9 protein-coding genes are annotated in these 15,406 nt (G+C 40.9%); 7 read left to right on the forward strand and 2 right to left on the reverse strand.

What is annotated here, in order from left to right; translation table 11 throughout:
• The first annotated feature begins 130 nt into the window (after positions 1-130).
• The 5 genes from V7Q04_RS11660 to V7Q04_RS11680 all read left to right on the forward strand — a co-directional run bounded on the left by V7Q04_RS11660 (position 131) and on the right by V7Q04_RS11680 (position 7,208).
• Positions 131-1,249, forward strand: a complete 1,119-nt coding sequence (locus V7Q04_RS11660; RefSeq protein ID WP_333805302.1) for an ABC transporter substrate-binding protein — start codon at positions 131-133, stop codon at positions 1,247-1,249.
• A 284-nt stretch (positions 1,250-1,533) separates the two neighbouring features.
• The gene (gene metH / locus V7Q04_RS11665; RefSeq protein ID WP_333805303.1) at positions 1,534-5,004 is read left to right on the forward strand and encodes a methionine synthase; all 3,471 of its coding nucleotides are present in this window, start codon (positions 1,534-1,536) and stop codon (positions 5,002-5,004) included.
• Between the two features lie 13 nt (positions 5,005-5,017).
• Positions 5,018-5,713, forward strand: coding sequence for an SIR2 family NAD-dependent protein deacylase (locus V7Q04_RS11670; RefSeq protein WP_333805304.1), 696 nt, complete (start codon positions 5,018-5,020; stop codon positions 5,711-5,713).
• A 131-nt stretch (positions 5,714-5,844) separates the two neighbouring features.
• On the forward strand, positions 5,845-6,555 hold the full coding sequence (locus V7Q04_RS11675) for a hypothetical protein (RefSeq protein WP_333805305.1): 711 nt from the start codon (positions 5,845-5,847) through the stop codon (positions 6,553-6,555).
• A gap of 215 nt (positions 6,556-6,770) precedes the next feature.
• Positions 6,771-7,208, forward strand: a complete 438-nt coding sequence (locus V7Q04_RS11680; protein ID WP_333805308.1) for a nucleoside deaminase — start codon at positions 6,771-6,773, stop codon at positions 7,206-7,208.
• A 6-nt stretch (positions 7,209-7,214) separates the two neighbouring features.
• On the opposite strand, the gene V7Q04_RS11685 is transcribed toward V7Q04_RS11680, so the two are convergent.
• Both V7Q04_RS11685 and V7Q04_RS11690 read right to left on the reverse strand, forming a co-directional pair.
• Positions 7,215-7,883, reverse strand: a complete 669-nt coding sequence (locus V7Q04_RS11685; protein WP_333805309.1) for a response regulator transcription factor — start codon at positions 7,881-7,883, stop codon at positions 7,215-7,217.
• Positions 7,880-9,769 (reverse strand): FIST N-terminal domain-containing protein, encoded by a 1,890-nt coding sequence (locus V7Q04_RS11690; protein ID WP_333805310.1) that lies wholly within the window; start codon positions 9,767-9,769, stop codon positions 7,880-7,882. Before V7Q04_RS11690 ends, V7Q04_RS11685 begins: the two co-directional genes overlap by 4 nt.
• A 462-nt stretch (positions 9,770-10,231) precedes the next feature.
• Here V7Q04_RS11690 and V7Q04_RS11695 point away from each other — a divergent pair, with 462 nt between their 5' ends.
• Both V7Q04_RS11695 and V7Q04_RS11700 read left to right on the forward strand, forming a co-directional pair.
• The gene (locus V7Q04_RS11695) at positions 10,232-12,952 is read left to right on the forward strand and encodes a molybdopterin-dependent aldehyde oxidoreductase (protein ID WP_333805312.1); all 2,721 of its coding nucleotides are present in this window, start codon (positions 10,232-10,234) and stop codon (positions 12,950-12,952) included.
• 86 nt (positions 12,953-13,038) lie between these two features.
• On the forward strand, positions 13,039-15,405 hold the full coding sequence (locus tag V7Q04_RS11700) for a pyridine nucleotide-disulfide oxidoreductase/dicluster-binding protein (RefSeq protein WP_333805314.1): 2,367 nt from the start codon (positions 13,039-13,041) through the stop codon (positions 15,403-15,405).
• Position 15,406 lies beyond the last annotated feature (1 nt).

Consider the following 15,406-nt stretch of genomic DNA (forward strand, 5'->3'; position numbering starts at 1 on the left):
CGTTACTCTCTTCTTTCACTTCTTTTTTATCCCTTTAAATGTGTAATATTTTCCCTAGAAATGAGTTTTTTGAGTCAATCATAATCTTCATTGTGTTAGACTTTCTCAGGAATTTTTTAAAGGAGAAAAGATGCGTTCTTTTATGACACTGTTAAGTCTTGCTGCTGTTATGGCAACAAGTATGTTAGCAAAAGAGATCAATGTTGGTATTATTTTGCCGATGAGTGGGGCACTTGCGGGTTATGGTCAAGTAGCGTATGAAGGTGTGGAGCTTGCCAATGCACTTCAGCCAAAACTTAAAAATGGCGATACCATCAAACTTGTTTTGGTTGATACCAAAGGCGATAAAGTAGAGTCAGCTAACGCTACGACAAGACTTATTACGTCTGATAAAGTTGTAGGAATTATCGGTGAGATGATTAGCACCAATACAGCTCAGATTATCTCTATTGCAGAGAAAAAGCAGATACCTGTTATTGCCCCTGCGGCAACCAATGACAAACTGACTGAAAATAAAGTTTATGCCAATCGTGTCTGTTTTATTGACTCGTTTCAAGGAACGGTGGTTGCAAATTATGCTTCAAAAGATTTAGGGCTAAAAACAGCTGTCATTGTGACCGATCAAGCACAAGTGTACTCTTTAGGTCTTGCAAAAGCCTTTACGCAGGCATTCACACAAAACGGTGGGAAAGTGCTTAAAGAAGTGCGTGTAAGCTCTGGCGATAAAGATTTTAAAGCGGTCATCTCTCAAATCAAAGCACTCAATGCAGACTTTGTCTTCTTACCTTTGTATCATTCAGAAGCTTCGATGATTAAGCGTCAAGCAAAACAAGCCGACTTTAACAAACCATTCTTTTCAGGCGATGGCGTTGCCAATCAAACGTTTATCGACTTAGGTGGGGACGCTGTTGAGGGGTATATGTTTACCGATGCATTTGATCACAGCGCACCTCCAACCAACAAATCAAAAGATTTTATCGCTGCGTATGAGAAAAAAACAGGCAAAAAAGAGTTGAACTCATTTACTGCTTTAGGTGCGGATGCCTATAACATTATGGTCGATGCGATGAATCGTTGTGCGAATCCAGAAGACAGCGTTTGTATTAACACAGAAATCCGTAAAACGTCAAAATTTGAAGGTGTTTCAGGCTTTATCAGCATTGACGATAAAGGAAATGCAACCCGTTCCGCTGTTATCAAAGAGATCAAAGGCGGCAAAGCCGTTTACAAATCTACAGTTAATCCTTAATTAACCATCAAAACCAAAGGGGCATTTTGCCTCTTTGGACTACTCATAACCTTTTAGCCTCTCCTTACCAAAGTTTTGATAACATAATAATAGACTTCTTTCATAACCCATTGGAACAAGAGATGTGAGACATAGCACATCACTTTTTAAAACTAAAAACATCGCCATAGCTTTGGCTATGACTCAATTTTGAGTTTTAAAAATTAACGCACTCTGTTCACACTCTTTATATTCCAAGGGTTATAAAAGAAGTCTAGCATGTTATAACATACTAGGAACACCACTTGGCAACACTTCAAGAACTCATCAAAGAAAAAGTTTTAGTCATCGACGGTGCGATGGGCACACAGATACAAGCACTCAGCCTAACACCCGAACAATGGGAAGGCAAAGAAGGTTGTAATGAACTGCTTAATGCTACGGCACACGAGGAAATTTCAAAAATTCATCGTGGTTACTTACTCGCAGGTGCAGACATCATCAAAACCAACACGTTTGGGGCATTGCCATGGGTTTTAGAAGATTACGGCATAGGTGAGCGAACGTATGAACTCGCCAAAGCGGGTGCAAGCATCGTCAAAGAAGCGTGTGCTGCTTTTGCAACGCCAGAAAAACCTCGTTTCACCGCTGCTGCGTTTGGGCCGGGAACGAAACTGCCTTCTTTAGGGCATATTGGCTACGATGAGATGTATGAGGGCTATAAGATTGCCGCGCGTGGTGTTATCGATGGTGGAGCAGATCTTTTCCTTATTGAGACAGCGCAAGATCCCCTTCAAATCAAAGCGGCACTGCATGCCATTTCTGATGCACAAGAAACATTGAACACAAAACTGCCTATCATGGTTTCTGTCACCATTGAGCTCAGTGGTACGATGCTCATTGGAACCGATGCTACAACGATTGCGGCTATCTTAGAGCCTTTTGACATCCTAAGCCTTGGTTTTAACTGTGGAACGGGTCCTGAACAGGTTGAAAAGCACGTTAAAACGCTTAGCTCCGTTTGGGGGAAACCTATCAGTGTACACGCCAATGCAGGACTTCCTCAAAACCGTGGGGGATATACCTTTTACCCAATGGGACCGCGTGAATTTGCCGAACTTCAAGAGAAATTTACAGAAATTGCAGGGGTTGCCATACTGGGAGGATGTTGTGGTACAACGCCTCAGCATATTTTAGAGCTTACCAAACGCGTTGAGGGTAAAAAACCTCTCGCACCTGTTGGAAGTATGCCAAGAAGCATTGCCTCTTTGTTTGAAACCAGAGCGCTCAAACAAGACCCAGCACCGTTTCTCATTGGTGAGCGAAGCAATGCGACAGGTTCTAAAGCGTTTCGTGAACTTTTACTCGCTGAAGATTATGATGGCACACTAAGCGTTGCGCAACAGCAAGTGCGAAGCGGAGCGCATGGCATCGACGTCAGTGTCGGTTTTGCAGGACGCGATGAGCACAAAGACACCAAAGAAGTGATGGGTCGCTATGTGCAAAAGATAGCACTGCCACTTATGCCCGACACCACGCAAGTGCCCGCTCTTGAAGTTTCACTCAAACTTATCGGCGGAAAGCCCATCATCAACTCAGTCAACCTTGAAGATGGCATCGAAAAGTTCGACAAAGTCTGTTCTTTAGCCAAGCGTTTTGGTGCGGCATTGGTTTGTTTGACCATCGATGAAGTGGGCATGGCAAAGAGCAAAGAGCAAAAAGTGGCGGTTGCGGAGCGTATTTTCCAACTTGCGACTGAAAAACATGGCATCCATGCGGGTGATTTGGTTTTTGACCTCTTAACCTTTACTGTGGGCAGTGGTGATCCTGAATACCATACTGCGGCAATCGAGACCATCGAAGCGATTCGTGAGTTTCACGCGATGCACCCCGAAGTAGGCTTTGTTTTGGGTGTTTCTAACATCTCCTTTGGTTTAGCAAAACACGCCAGAGAGTACCTAAACTCGGTCTTCTTGCACTATTGTGTTGAAGCAGGGCTTAGCATGGCAATTGTCAATGTTAAAAACACACTTCCGATGCATAAAATTAGCGATGAAGATAAAAAAGTCTGTGAAGACTTACTCTTTAACAGAAGAGAAGAGGGGGATCCGCTCTTTAAATTTATCGATTATTTTGAAGGGGTTGTTGAAAACAAAGATGAGAGTGATGCCGCCTATGAGGCGATGAGTACCAAAGAAAAAATTTCCACGCTCTTAATCGATGGCGACAAGGGGCGTATGCTCACCCTTTTACCAACCGCAAAAGATGAGATAGCCGCTGAACTCATTGTGAATGAAATCTTGATAGATGCGATGAAAGTGGTGGGTGAGCTTTTTGGAAGTGGAAAGATGCAGTTGCCTTTCGTACTTCAATCAGCCGAAGTGATGAAAGCCGCCGTGGATTTTTTACAGCCTTACTTGCCAAAAACCGAGAAGAGTACCACCACAACGCTTATCATCGGAACCGTCAAAGGCGATGTGCATGATGTGGGTAAAAACTTGGTTGACATCATCTTAAGTAACAATGGCTTTAAGGTTATTAACATTGGTATTAAGGCTGATTTGGAGCAATTTTTAGAAGCACTCAAAGAGCACAATGCCGATGCCATAGGCATGAGCGGACTTTTAGTGAAGTCAACCAATGTGATGAAAGAAAACCTCGAAGCGATGCAGAAAATGGGCATAAAAATCCCTGTCGTTTTAGGCGGTGCAGCGTTGACCGACAACTTTGTGGAGGACTTTTGCCGTCCGATTTACGATGGTCCGATTTATTATTGTAAAGATGCTTTTGAAGGTCTTGAAGCGATGGGGCGCATTGAGGCGAAGAATTACGACACCTCGTTTAATCGCAAAGTGGTTGAAAACAGCGTTTCTAAAGCCAATAAAGAAGTCAAAGAGATACCGCCGTTTGAGAGCCTTAAGATGCCTAGCCGAGACATTGCCCTTCCGACACCGCCATTTTGGGGTAGACGTGTGCTTAAAACCGATGTGAAAGAGCTAGCATTTTCGTGGATCAACCACAAAATACTCTTTGCTCAGCGCTGGGGTTACAGTGGAAAAGGGCAGAGCAAAGAAGAAAAACAAAAACAACTCGACACTGTTTTGTGGCCGACTTTTGAGCGTGTGAAAGCGGACATCGAAAGACTAGGGCTTTTTGAGCCAACCATCATTTACGGCTACTATCCAGCGCGCTCACATGAAAACAATCTTTATCTGTTTGATGAGAGCGAGGGCTACTTTAGTGATGCTCAGGTCAATCGTGAGAACATCGAAGCCATTAAAGAGCGCGCTATCAAAGTGTTTGACTTTCCGCGTCAGAACAGAAATCCGTATCGGTCACTGAGTGATTTTATAAATCCTGATCGTCACGATGTTTTAGCGTTGACATGCGTCAGCGCAGGACCAAAATTTTCAGTCTATGAAAAAGAGCTTTACGATGCGGGAAATTTTACAGAGTACTTTTTTGTCCATGGGTTGAGCGTTGAGCTTGCCGAAGCATTAGCAGAGATCGTGCATAAACAAATACGCCTAGATTTGGGCATTGCTGAGCATGAGGGGCATAGTTTGCGTGACGTGCAGATGAAGCGCTACCACGGATGTCGCTACTCGTTTGGTTACCCAGCTTGCCCAGCTCTTGAAGATACCAAAGTCATTTTTGAGCTTCTCAAGCCTGAAGAGTTTGGCATAGAGTTAAGCGAGACGTTCCAAATTCACCCAGAACAAAGTACCACTGCTATCGCGATGCATCATAGAGAAGCGCTTTACTTTAACGTTTAAAAGGAGTTTTCCCATGGCAAAAGTCGTGATTTTCTCAGGGGCGGGCATCAGTGCGGAGAGTGGGCTCTCCACCTTTCGCGACAGCGATGGACTGTGGGAAAAGTACCGCATCGAAGAAATTTGTACGCACGGGTGTTTGAACTGGAACAGAGAAAACACCCTGACTTTTTACGATGCCAGACGTGAACAACTCTCTTCCGTCACACCCAATGCCGCACACTACGCTATCGCAAAACTACAAGAGCAATACCCCAGTGACATTGCACTCATCACCCAAAATGTGGACGATCTTTTCGAGCGAGCAGGGTGCAAAGACGTTTTGCATTTACACGGGTTTTTGCCACGCCTACGCTGTGAAGTGTGTGGCAAAACCCATCTCATCGGCTACACCAAACAAGAGCGAGACTTTACATGCAAAAGTTGTCATGGCTCACTACGTCCCGACATCGTCTTCTTTGGTGAAGCTGCTCCCATGTATGAACACCTTTATGAAGCAATGGAAGAGTGCCAGTTTTTGGTCATCATCGGTTCAAGTGGAAACGTCATCGCTATGGATCATTTTGCTTTACATGTAAAGGTTTCAATCCTCAATAATCTAGAAAAAAGTGAAGCCATTAACGAGAGGGTTTATACCAAAGTAATTTACAAAAAAGCGACAGAGGCGGTGGATGAGATAGTTTTAGATGTTGAGCGGTTTTTACAACTGTAATATTTTAGCTACAATGATGAGTATCTAAGGATAAAAAAGAGGGATAAGAAGTTGAAAGATTACCTTGAAAAAGTTAAAAGTTTAGCCCCTGAGCCCTATTAATGATTAATTTTGTAAAAAAGGAAGTTAGAATGAAAAGTATGTTTGTTTATGTTGTTATTGTTTCTATTTTATTCGGAGTTTCATCTGTTCAGGCACAAACCTTTGATTTGTCACATACGGATCAGGTGAAGCCGAACAATGTGATTGTTAAATCTGCTGATTTTGAAGGTCGCAAAAGTCTTCAGGTTTATCTTAGTGAAGAAAAACAGGCACAGATATTGAAAGGTCTTGGTGGGAATCATGCCACTTTTGCTTTAATACCCGTTACTTTCCAAAATGGAATTATTGAGGTTGATATAGCCGGTGAAGTCAACGGCAAAGGTGATCAAGATGCACGGGGATTTACAGGAATTGCTTTTCGCATCAACAATGATGTCTCTAAATTCGAGGCAATTTATTTGCGCATGACAAACGGACGCAATGCGGAGCCTATTCCACCTTCTCCCCGCATTGATAGGGCAATTCAATACATCTCATATCCTGATTGGTCATTTGATCGATTCCGTAATGAATTTCCTGAACAATATGAAAAAGGTGCAAATATTGCTCCTAAAAAATGGATTCATCTTAAAATCGAAGTCAAAGGAAGTGTGGCTAAGGCTTATTTAAATAATGAATTGGAACCTGCTATCACAGTCAGTGATTTGAAAATGGGTGCCGAGGCCAAAGGCTCGGTCGGGCTTTGGGTAGATGATGGTTCAAATGGGTATTTTTCCAATTTGCAGATAACTTCGTATTAAAAGGTGTCAAATTAAGTTCAAAAGAGGCATGTATATTTCATAAAATTTATTCGTAAATAAAAGGGTCTGAGCTAAACTTTTAACTTTCTAAAATTCCATTTTTTTACATGTAAAGATATCAAAATCAACTTATCAAAGTGTAGCTTCTATATATAATAAAATATGGCAAAAAAGTTATAATACAAACTAATCTAAGATAACTAAAAGGCAAAACCATGGATCAATTTTTAGGAGCAGCCATAGAAGAAGCCCAAAAAGGGTTGAATGAGGGTGGCATACCTATCGGTTCAGTGCTCGTGATAGACGGTAAAATTGTTGGGCGTGGTCACAACCAGAGGGTTCAAAAAGGAAGTGCAGTCTTGCACGCGGAAATGGACTGTTTGGAAAATGCGGGACGACTGAGTGCACGTGATTATCAAAGAGCTACTCTTTATTCGACGTTATCGCCTTGCGATATGTGCAGTGGTGCTGTTTTGCTTTATGGCATACCCAAAGTTGTCATCGGCGAAAACCAAACCTTTTGTGGACCAGAAGCGTACGTCAGGTCACGAGGTGTAGAGGTTGAAGTCGTCAATGACTCAAAGTGTCGTGAACTTATGGAGTCTTTTATAGCAAAAAATCCAGAGCTTTGGAATGAAGACATTGGTGTCTAAAAGAGTTTAAAGCGAAGGCGTTTTCACCATATACCCAATACCTCTAATGTTGGTAATGAAGTCTTCTTTCAAGTTGTTTTTCAAGCGGTTGATCTCTGTTCGTATGGTGGCATCATCGACAAACATATCGCAATCTGCCCAGACACTTTCTCTAAACATATCAAAACTACAGACAAATCCTCGGTTGTGTGCGAAAAATTCTATGATTTGGAGCTGGCGTTTTGAGAGTACTTGTGGCTCTTCATGGAAGTAAAGGGTCATATCATCGCAATCAAAACTGTAAGAAGGTGAGAGCCTTTTGTGATGCATGTCTTTTTTAGCTGTTTTTGCAATTCTGTCGATTCTGATGCCCAGTTCTTTCAAATGAAAAGGTTTTTTCAAATAATCATAGCATCCTAATTCAAACGCTCTGGATATATCTTCGATGTCAATAAGCGTTGAGATAAAAATAACCGGTGTGATTTTCTTGTGCGCGTGCAATGTCTCCAAAATGGTTAATCCATCAATGTTAGGAACATTGATGTCAAAGATAAGCAGGTCGAATTTTTCGCTCTCTAAGATGCCTAGACATACATTGCCATCTCTGACAGACGTGATGGCGTGACCAATGGTTGTGAGGTACTTGGTGATGGATTCATTGAGGAGGATATCGTCTTCTAAGAGTAAGATTTTCATGCGTTATCAACTTTAAATTGGTATGAAAAGGATGTGATGTTTTCATCAGAATGCAGTGTAATTTTCACGTTTTCTTCCTTACAGATTCTTTTAACGAGATTGAGTCCTAAGCCGAAGCCTTGTTGTACTTCTTCTTCACGGTAGAATTCTTCAAAAACTTTCTCGGGTTCTTGAATTTTTCGTGAATGCGATGCGATGCAAAAATGACAATATTCATTATCTGTTTGTACTGAGACAACGATATTTTCATTTTCAAATGTGTATTTAATAGCGTTGGTAAGATTATTGTCAATAATACGTTGCAGTTTTGTTTCATTAAAAAATATGGTCGCTTTATCGCAATTGGTTTCAAAGATAAAAAGAGATTTTGCTATATGGGCAACTTGTGCAAAAAAATCGATACGGCTTCGAACATAATCAACCAAATCAATTTTCTGTTTTACATAGGTAATATGGTCTTTTTTAACCAAATAACTCAAATCATCATACATCGAAAAAATGCTTTTAACCGCAACTTCAATATTTTCCAAACAAACACTTCTGCCAAATTCCATCTCATGCAGTTCTATGTTGCTGAGAATGACACTTAAGGGTGTATTCATCTCATGCACGGTGTAACGTAAGAACTGCTTATGCGATGCCAAAAGAGAGTCTGAATACTTAATTTGCTTCTCTAATCGTTTGGATTGCTCATGATAATCAGAGGCACTTTGTTCCACTAAATGGGTTAAGGATTCGATTGTTTTAGAATAAGAAGTGTTTTTTTTAGTCTCTTCGGTGTTTGTATTGTTTAAAGCAGGTACCCTTTCGATAGATTCGCTTAAGGCAACAACGGTAAGGGTTTGATTGAGGAGTTTATTGTGACCGTTGTGATGGTAAAATTCTGAGTAAGTGAAAAAACCTGAGGTCGTGGCTGTTTTTGCAAATGACCCAATGCCAATTTTGATGAGAAATGGCATAAACCTTCTTCGTGCCATACAGGAAAAGATAAAAAATGTTTCGACATTGATGGATTGTAAGTTCACTAAAACTTTTATGGGGTCTTTCATCAAAGATTCAGCATCACCAAAGCCAATTCTGACTTGATCTCCTTCACTCAAATTGCCACTGTAACTGAGGCTACCATCTTCGTATTTACCTATGACAGCGCGTGCCATGATGATGCCATTTTTTTCAAGGATTAAGGGAAATTCTGTTTGTGAAAAATTGCTACCGAGGTATTTATCGTAAAAATAAGCAGCACTCATGTCATCTATTTGGTAAACCCTATTATTGTGGGCTTTCGTAATGGTATGCTGAAGTCCTATAGGTTTCCAGTCAAATTTATAGTCTGTTGCTACTTGAAGAATATTGGAATTTAAAGAAACCCCCACTACACCTGCACTTAAAAGCGTGTTTTGGGATGAAATATAGGTCTGTATAAATTTACCATTGTCTCCTGCCATACCCCCACAAATGGGCACACTTCCATCGAAGGACTCTACACCTTGTAAAAACTCTTCGGCATTCATATGCGTGCCATCGGTAAAAAGAATGAGTAGTTTTGTGGTAGGAGTTATTAGATTTGACGCTATGTTTGTACCACATACAAAGGAGTCTTCATCATTCGAGTAAGCTGTTTTAAGGGTTGTATAGTCAAAAATGCTAATGGAGATGATCGTCTGTAATGTCGTAATCGACTCGCCGTTTATTTCTCCATCGGTTGTTGTTCCGATACAAATGGCTTGAGGTAGATAGTTTAGAATCACATCGCTAACGTATTTTAAGGTTTCTTTGTCTTGACCGCAAAAGATTTGCACTAAAATATTTTGCTCATTGGTAAAGAGTGCAAAATCGATAATGCCCTGTAATGCGCCTGTTTGATAACAAAAGTTATATGTTCTCACAAAATACGTCCCTTCTTTTTGAGGATCGAGTTAAGGATAGCAAATAGCAACTTGCAAAAATATCGTTGTTGCTAAAGTCCAATAAATATGATTTTGTATGTAACCATACCACACATAACCATATTTCTTTATGATGGGTTTTTAGCATAAATTTCATTGCTATATTCATGCTACATTCATGTTATATCATTTGAAGTAACAATTAAAGACAACAACAAACACATAGAGTATGGGAGGCCAAAAAAGATTCTATAAAACATGAATAATACAGTGTATGTACGTGCTTCATGGGGAGTTTTAAATTGGTGAGTTTTTGAAAAGTCTTGTTAATCAATATGCAGAATATACATATTGTAGAGCTTTGGAATGAGGTTTTCAGAAAACTTATGGATAAAAATATGCTCTTTTTGCATATATCTCAATATGTAAGATATTGCAAATACTATTTTATAAGGTAAAAACATGCTAAAAAAAATGTTAATCATTAATGGTGTTAAAACAACATTGGTTGCGGATGTAGAAGAAAAATTATCCGATGTTTTACGAAAGCAACTAGGACTTACGGGCACAAAAGTAGGTTGTAATAGTGGTGAATGTGGTACGTGTACGGTTATTCTTAATGGTAAACTCGTTCGTGCCTGTATCACGAAGATGAAAAAAATTGAAGACAATGATGAAATCATCACCATTGAAGGTGTAGGTACTAAAGACAAGCTTCACCCACTTCAAATTGCATGGATGGTTTATGGTGCTGCACAATGTGGTTATTGTACACCAGGCTTCATCGTATCAGCTAAAGTTCTTTTAGAGCAAAATCCAAACCCAACACGTGAAGACATCAGAGACTGGTTCCAAAAAAATAAAAACCTTTGTCGCTGTACAGGTTATAAACCTCTCGTTGATGCCGTTATGGATGCAGCAAAAATCATTAGAGGCGAGTTAGAACTTAAAGATTTTTGGAAAAAAATTCCAGAAGGTACGTCATTGGTTGGCTCATCGTATATCCGTCCTTCTGCAATGGCAAAAGTTATGGGAACATGGGATTTTGGTGCAGACCTAGGCTTAAAACTTCCAGCTAACACTCTACATGCAAAAATCGTCCAAGCTGAAGTTTCTCATGCAAATATTATCTCTATCGATACAGAAGAGGCTAAAAAAGTTCCGGGTGTTGTGGCAGTACTTACCTATAAAGATGTAAAAGGAACAAACCGCATTAATGGTTTGGCTTTCCCTACCAATAAAGGTGATGGTTTAGATAGACCAATCTTAAATGATAAAAAAATCTTCCAATACGGTGATGCTATTGCTATCGTTTTGGCAGAGAATGAAAAAGCAGCACATGCGGGTGTTGATAAAGTTAAAGTAGAACTCGAAGTGTTACCAGCCTATATGAACGCTCCAGATGCAATGGCAGAAGATGCTATCGAAATTCATCCAGGTACTCCAAACGTCTACTTTAACAATCACATTAGTAAAGGGGCTGAGACTGCGCCTATTATGAAAGACGCTCCTTTTGTTGTGGAAGATAGCTTCTATACACAACGTCAACCGCACTTACCACTTGAGCCAGATGTTGGTTTTGGTTATGTGGATGATGATGGAAAGCTTATTATTCACTCAAAAAGTATCGCACTTCATTTCCATGCATTGATGATTGCTGAGGGTGTGGGTATGAAAGCTGAAGATGTCTTTATCGTTCAAAACAATACGGGTGCTACTTTTGGTTATAAATTTAGTCCAACGATGGAAGGCTTACTCGGTGTTGCAACCATGGCAACAGGTAGACCAGTTTACCTTGAGTTCAATATGAAACAACAAATTACTTACACAGGTAAGCGTTCACCATTCTGGACAACCATGAAAATGGCTGCTGATAAAAATGGCAAAATCTTAGCATTAGAATCAGATTGGAGTGTTGACCATGGTCCTTACTCAGAGTTTGGTGACTTGTTAACACAACGTGGTTTCCAATTTGGTGGTGCGGGTTATATGATTCCTAACATTCGTGGTAATGGACGTACGGTATGTACAAACCATGGTTGGGGTTCAGCATTCCGTGGATACGGTGCTCCTGAGATTATGTTCCCTTCTGAAGTACTTATTGATGAATTGGCTGAAAAAGTGGGCATGGATCCGTTTGACTTCAGATACAAAAATATCTACAGACAAGGTGATACAACGCCAACAGGATGTTCTCCAGATGTCTTCTGTTTGGAAGAGTTGTTTGACAAAAGTCGCCCAGTATACGAATTAGCGAAAAAGACAGCCAAAGAGAAAAATGCAAAAGCGGCAGCTGATAAAAAATACGGTGTGGGTGTTTCTGTTAACATTTATGGTTGTGGTTTGGATGGTCCAGATTCTTCTGAAGCATGGGCAGAGATTACCGCAAAAGGCGTGACTGTGGGTAACTCATGGGAAGATCATGGACAAGGTGCAGATGTGGGTACATTAACCTTTGCACATGAAACGCTAAAACCTCTCAATCTTAAACCAGAACAAGTTGATTTGGTCTTGAATGATATGACTAAAACACCAAACAGCGGACCAGCAGGCGGAAGTCGCTCGAATGTTGTAACCGGTAATGCAACCGTTGTGGCATGTCGTAATTTACTTGAAGCGCTGAAAAAACCAGATGGCACATACAGAACCTATGCAGAGATGATTGCAGAAGGCCGTGAAGTGAAATACATGGGTAAATGGACAGCGCCATGTACCGACACACCACCAGATCATGGTCAAGGCAATCCATTTGCGGCGTATATGTACGGTGTTTGTATCGCTGAGGTTGAGGTCGATACTAAAACGGGTAAAACCAATGTTGAGAAAATGACGTTGGCATCAGATGTTGGTACGATTATCAACAGACTTGTTGTTGATGGTCAAATGTATGGTGGTTTGGTTCAAGGTATCGGTTTGGCACTAACAGAAGACTTTGATGATCTTAAAAAACATACAACCTTAACAGGATGTGGTATTCCAAAAATCAAAGATGTCCCTGACAATCTTGATCTTATCTATACCGAATACCAAAGACCAAACAGCTTACTAGGCGCTTCAGGTGCGGGTGAAATGCCTCTTGCGGCTCCACATGCGGCAATTATTAACGCTATCTACAATGCGTGTGGTGCGAGAGTAACTCACTTACCAGCACGTCCAGAAAAAGTTTTAGCAGCTATGGCTTAATGTAGCAACGTTGTAAGCATGCGTGAGATACCGAGCCGTATCTCACGCACATTTTTGTTTTTTATACGATAGCTGAGGATAGTAGAATGGATTTAGATAAATTATTGGAAATTGGAAATCAATGTATTCATTCAGAGCCTCCCGTATGCGTGGCATCGTGTCCGGTTCATCTGGATGTGATAGCTTTTGTGTCTGAAATTGAAAAAGGTGATTTTGCTAAAGCGTATAAGGTTATGGAAAACAAGATACCTTTTAGCAGGCTTATTGGAAAGATTTGTGACCACCCTTGTGAAACGCAGTGCGTGAGAAAAGAGGCTGGTGGAAGTATACGCATCAGCGAACTTGAAAAAACGGTGATTGATTTAGGCTATGTGCCTCCTAAAAAACCACTGCTTTTGCCCAAAAACAAAGGCAACGTCGCCATTATCGGCGGAGGACTCAGTGGGTGTGTTGCAGCGGTTGAGCTGGATAAAAAAGGGTATAAAGTCACTGTTTATGAAAAAACAAACCGCTTAGGTGGAAGCATTTGGGAGTATGAAGGTAAAGGCTTAGAGACCTCAGTCATTGAAGAAGAACTTTTGGTGGTTGCCAAAAAAGGCATAACAATTTGCTACAACACCGAAGTTTCAGAAGAAAATCTCAACAGTTATAGCGAACAATACGATGCGATTTATTTAGCTACTGGGTCTTGGAACAAAGCGTATAGCATTAACCAAGATACATTTCAAGTCGGTGAATCTTCCTTATTTGTAGGTGGAAAAATTCAAAGCCAAAACAACTCGGTTATTGATAGCGTCAGCTCAGGAAGACGAGCAACAGTCTCAATTGATCGTTACATTAACAAAACCTCTATGCTCGCTTCAAGAGAGCGTGAGGGTATATTTGAAACAAAATTAAAATATAAAATTGACACCGTAAACCCTGTTGATACAGTGGTTAAAACAGCCACGGTTTACACTGATACTGAAGCACAAGAAGAAGCCACACGATGCTTAAAATGCCAATGCGATGCGTGTATCAAAGCGTGTGTGCATATGCAACGTTTTTCCATCACTCCCGATCAATATATCAGAAGTATCAGTCATAATGAACGGATTGTTCTAGGAAATAGAACTGCCAATTTGATGATCAACTCCTGTACCGAGTGTGGTTTGTGCAAAGAGGTTTGTCCTGTAGGTATTGGTATGGCAGACATTATTCATGCTACGCGTGAAAGCATGGTCGAGCGTGGGAAAATGCCACTTTCGGCGCATGACTTTGCCCTTAAAGACATGCAATTTAGCCACAGTGATTACTTCTCCATGGTGCGTAAACAGCCGAGTAAAGAACAATCCAAAGACCTCTTTTACTACCCAGTCATCGCCTTTTCAAAATACGCAAGAGGCTTGTACAAGGGATCTGGAAAAACAGGGTATCTTTTTTACCCAGGGTGTCAGCTGAGCTCTACGCACACCGATTACATCGGCGATATTTATAAACATCTTGTTGGTGCTATCAAAGAGAAAGACGCTGACAACGATGTCGGGCTTTATTTGGGTTGTTGTGGAGCGCCTGCGGATTGGGCTGGAAGGCTTGATTTGATGCCTGAGAGTATTGAAAAAATTCATAAGACATGGGAAGAGATGGGAGAGCCTACGTTTATCTTAGCCTGTTCGAGTTGTGCTGCGACATTTGAGAAATACTTACCAAAGATTAAAACCATCTCGTTGTGGGAAGTGTTTGAAAAATACGGTTTGCCTGAAGTTGATATCAAAAAAGGCAAACGAGAGCTTTGCATTCACGATGCCTGCGCTACCAGACATAATTCAGGGCTTCATGACAGTGTACGTAGCATTGTCAAAACATTAGGCTACACCATCCAAGAGCTGGAATTCTCCAAAGAGAAAGCAAAATGTTGTGGCTATGGTGGCTTGGTTTCAAATGCTAACCCTGAACAAGCGGGTGACTTTGTCAAAGATCGCATCAGCGAGAGCGAGCAAGATGTTCTGGTTTACTGTGCGATGTGTAAAGATGCCCTAGTGAAGGGCAATAAGAGAGCGTATCATCTTTTAGACATCATTTATGGCAATGAAGTGAACCAAGAGGAGCCTCAAAAAATGCCAACGCTCTCAGAGCGCCAAAACAATCGTAAACGACTGAAAAACCAACTTCTAAAAGAGATATGGAACGAAGAAGAGGAGAGTGCTGTGAGCAATACCTATAGTTTTACCCTACATGTCCCCGATGAAATCGTCACATTGATGGAAAAGCGATTTATTTTACTCAGTGATGTTGAGAAAGTGGTGGAAAACTCTATTACACACAAAGAGCGATTTTTTAACCCTGAAACATCAGACTATCTCGCACGCCTTAGAGTTCAAAACGTGACGTTTTGGGTGAAATACGAAGAAAATGGCAATGACATTACGCTTAAAGATGTGTACAGTCACCGCATGGAAGTAGTGGAGGGTTAAG

This window comes from Sulfurospirillum sp. (assembly GCF_036802865.1).
Taxonomy (GTDB): Bacteria; Campylobacterota; Campylobacteria; order Campylobacterales; family Sulfurospirillaceae; genus Sulfurospirillum.

Excerpts from the sequence above, each read along its gene's own strand:
- V7Q04_RS11660 (WP_333805302.1), top strand. The coding sequence starts at position 131 with ATGCGTTCTTTTATGACACTGTTAAGTCTTGCTGCTGTTATGGCAACA.
- V7Q04_RS11670 (WP_333805304.1), top strand. The coding sequence starts at position 5,018 with ATGGCAAAAGTCGTGATTTTCTCAGGGGCGGGCATCAGTGCGGAGAGT.
- V7Q04_RS11675 (WP_333805305.1), top strand. The coding sequence starts at position 5,845 with ATGAAAAGTATGTTTGTTTATGTTGTTATTGTTTCTATTTTATTCGGA.
- V7Q04_RS11680 (WP_333805308.1), top strand. The coding sequence starts at position 6,771 with ATGGATCAATTTTTAGGAGCAGCCATAGAAGAAGCCCAAAAAGGGTTG.
- V7Q04_RS11685 (WP_333805309.1), bottom strand. The coding sequence starts at position 7,883 with ATGAAAATCTTACTCTTAGAAGACGATATCCTCCTCAATGAATCCATC.
- V7Q04_RS11695 (WP_333805312.1), top strand. The coding sequence starts at position 10,232 with ATGCTAAAAAAAATGTTAATCATTAATGGTGTTAAAACAACATTGGTT.
- V7Q04_RS11700 (WP_333805314.1), top strand. The coding sequence starts at position 13,039 with ATGGATTTAGATAAATTATTGGAAATTGGAAATCAATGTATTCATTCA.